At 61.0% G+C, this 3,243-nt stretch carries 1 protein-coding gene and 1 pseudogene; both read left to right on the forward strand.

Translation table 11 applies throughout. The features are described 5' to 3' along the window. Positions 1–760 (forward strand): annotated as a pseudogene (locus tag V6C16_RS09975) (electron transporter RnfB); the annotation flags it as partial. 256 nt (positions 761–1,016) lie between these two features. Next, on the forward strand, positions 1,017–3,243 hold a 2,227-nt coding region (locus V6C16_RS09980), incomplete at its 3' end, for a molybdopterin-dependent oxidoreductase (protein WP_333543127.1).

The raw sequence follows: 3,243 nt of genomic DNA on the forward strand, positions 1-3,243 counted from the left end.
TAACGTGGCTATGGACTGCGCGCGCACGGCCCTGCGCCACGGCTTCAAGGAAGTGCGCGTCGTCTACCGCCGCACTGAAGAAGAAATGCCCGCCGACCCTGTGGAAGTGGCGGAGGCCAGAGAGGAAGGGGCGCTTTTTACGTTTCTGGCCGCGCCCACACGCATTGAAAGCAGGGACGGGCGCGTCAGCGGCCTGGTCTGCCAGAAAATGGAACTGGGCGCTGCCGACGCTTCCGGCAGACGTCGGCCCGTTCCGGTGGAAGGGGCTGTTTTTGAGCTGCCGTGCGATGCCATTGTTTACGCCATCGGCCAGAAGGTGGCCCTTGAGGTTGTTCTCAAAGGCAAAGACGGCGCGCTGAATAAATATAATACGCTGGATGCCCACGAAATTACCGGTGAGGTCAGCGCCTTGCCCCGCATTTTCGGCGGTGGCGACTGCGTGACCGGACCAAGCTCGCTCATTGCCGCCCTGGCGGCGGGCAAGCGCGCCGCAGCCCACATAGCCCACCACCTGAACGGCACGGCACAGGGGCCTTCAGCCAGGGAAAAGCTGGAACACATGCTCATGCAGATGAACATGCTGGACGAGGAAAAAACGCCCCTGGAAGACCCCACGCCGCTCATGCCCATTCATGCCATTCCGGTGAGGGAGCGCCTGCAAAGCTTTGCGGAAGTGGAAACAGACCCGCTGGAATGGGAGGCCGTGCGCGAATCTTCCCGCTGCCTGCGCTGCCTGCGGCTTGTTATGGCGGCTACCTGATTGTTGACTGCTGAGTTTGCAAAACCTGCCAGCGCCCATGCGCGGAAACGCCATTGCCCGCATACGTCGCCTGCCAGGCGTGATATTGCTGCCGAATCTGGCGATACTGGCAAACTGCCGATACTGGCGAAGCTGACGCAACAGCCGCCATTGGCGTAACCATCGCAACAAAAACAGGGGCCGTTGCCCTTTGCTTCAAGCCCCATACGGGATCAAGCCGCACGACAGCCGTCTGCGGAGCGGAACGGGAGATTTTATGCCCTTTGTTACCATTAATGGGACGCAGGCTGCTTTTCAGCCCGGCCAGACCATTCTTGACGTTGCCGAAAAGCTCGGCATCTTCATTCCTACCCTGTGCTGGCTGCCCCGGACGGGACACGGCAAGGTCTGCCGCATCTGCTCAGTGGAAGTGCGCGGGCATGACCGCCTTCTGCCGGCCTGTTCCTCCCCCGCCGAAGACGGCATGGTCATTGAAACCGAATCGCCCCGTGTGCTGGCCGCGCGCAAAAATATTCTTTCGATGCTGGTGGCCGAGGGCCGCCACGACTGCTTCCTGCGCAAACTGCCCGTGGACATGTGGCCGCCCTATCAAAAGGCCGCGGGCGGCATGCCCCATCGCGAGCATCCCTGCCCCGCCGAAGGCACATGCCGCCTTCAGGCTCTGGTCATGAAATGCAACGTCCCTGTCAAAGACCTGATTCCCGAGCCGGGCAGTTTTCCTCTGGATAACGATCACCCGATGATCACGCGCGACTTCAGCCGCTGCGTACAGTGCGGGCGCTGCGCATCGGTCTGTTCCGCCGTGCAGGTGAACGACGCCATTCCGCCCCAATTCGGCCGCCGGTCTGAAAAAGACGCATGGTGGCCGCTGGTGGACTATGACCGCTGTACCCACTGCGGGGAATGCGTGCAGGCATGCCCCACCGGAGCGCTGACCGCCAAAAAATCCTATGGCCTTGCCACCCGCGAAGACAAGGTGGACAGCGTGCGCACAACCTGTCCCTACTGTGGCGTGGGCTGCCAGTTGAACCTTTCCGTCAGGGACGGCCGCATCATCGAGGTCAACGGCGTTGAAAACGCACTGCCCAACAAGGGCAGCCTGTGCGTCAAGGGCCGCTTCGGCTACGATTTCATCTACAGTAAAGACCGGCTCACCGACCCGCTTATCCGGCAGCGGGACGGTTCGTTCAGAACCGCCTCATGGGACGAGGCCCTGGATCTCATTGCGGCCAGGTTTTCCGCTGCCATCGAAAAACACGGTCCCGACTCCGTGGCAGGCGTGGCCTGCGCCCGCAGCATCAACGAAGACAACTACCAGATGCAAAAACTCTTTCGCGCGGTGTTCAAGACCAATAATATTGATCACTGCGCGCGTACCTGACACGCCCCCACTGTGGCCGGTCTGGCCGCATCGTTCGGTTCCGGGGCTATGACCAACAGCTTTGCCCACATGGGCGAGGCCAAAATGATCTTTCTCATCGGTTCCAATATCACGGAGGCGCATCCCGTGGCCGGAACCCTTGTCAAACAGGCTGTGCGCAAGGGTTGCCGCCTTATTGTGGCCGACCCGCGCCGCACCGGCATCGCCAAGGAGGCGGAAACCCATCTGCAATTGCGGGTGGGATCGGACATTGCCCTGCTCAACGCCATCATGCACGTGCTCATCAAGGAAAACCTGCATGACAGGCATTATGTGGCGCGGCACACGCTGGGCTTTGAAGAGCTGCGCGCCCATGTGGCAAACTGCACGCCCGAAAGCGCGGCTCCCATATGCGGCATTGATGCGGAAACCATCAGGCAGACCGCGCGCGACCTTGCCTCGGTCAGGCCCGCCATGCTGGCCTACACCCTCGGCATCACGGAGCACACCAGCGGCGTCAACAACGTGCTGGCCTGCGCCGCGCTGCAAATGCTTCTGGGCAATGTGGGCAAACCCCTGGGTGGGGTAAACCCCTTGCGCGGGCAGAACAACGTGCAGGGTTCGTGCGATATGGGCGCTCTGCCCGATACCTATCCCGGCTACGGCAAAGTAGCAGACCCGGCGGCCAGAGAGCATCTGGAGCGCTTCTGGGGGGTCTCCCTGCCTGCGGAGCCGGGCATCATGATGCCCGACATGCTGGACGGGCTTAAATCAAAAAAAATCAAGGCAATGTATATTTTTGGTGAAAATCTCGCCAATACCGAACCCGATATCAGCCATGTGGAAAGCTGCCTCGCCGCTGCCGAATTTCTGGTGGTTCAGGACATTTTTCCCAATGAAACAAGCAGATTCGCGCATGTAATCTTGCCCGCCGCTGCCTGGGGTGAAAAAGACGGCACATTCACCAACAGCGAACGCCGCGTCAGCCGTGTGCGCGCCGCCAGCCCGGCCCCGGGCAACGCCTGGGAAGATTGGCGTATTTTCAAGGAACTGGCAGCCCGCTTCGGGCACAACGGGCAGGCAGATTCCGCCCAGGAACTGTGGGACAACGAGGTATCTCCCC

This window comes from Desulfovibrio sp. 1188_IL3213, from assembly GCF_036763145.1.
Lineage (GTDB): Bacteria > Desulfobacterota > Desulfovibrionia > Desulfovibrionales > Desulfovibrionaceae > Desulfovibrio.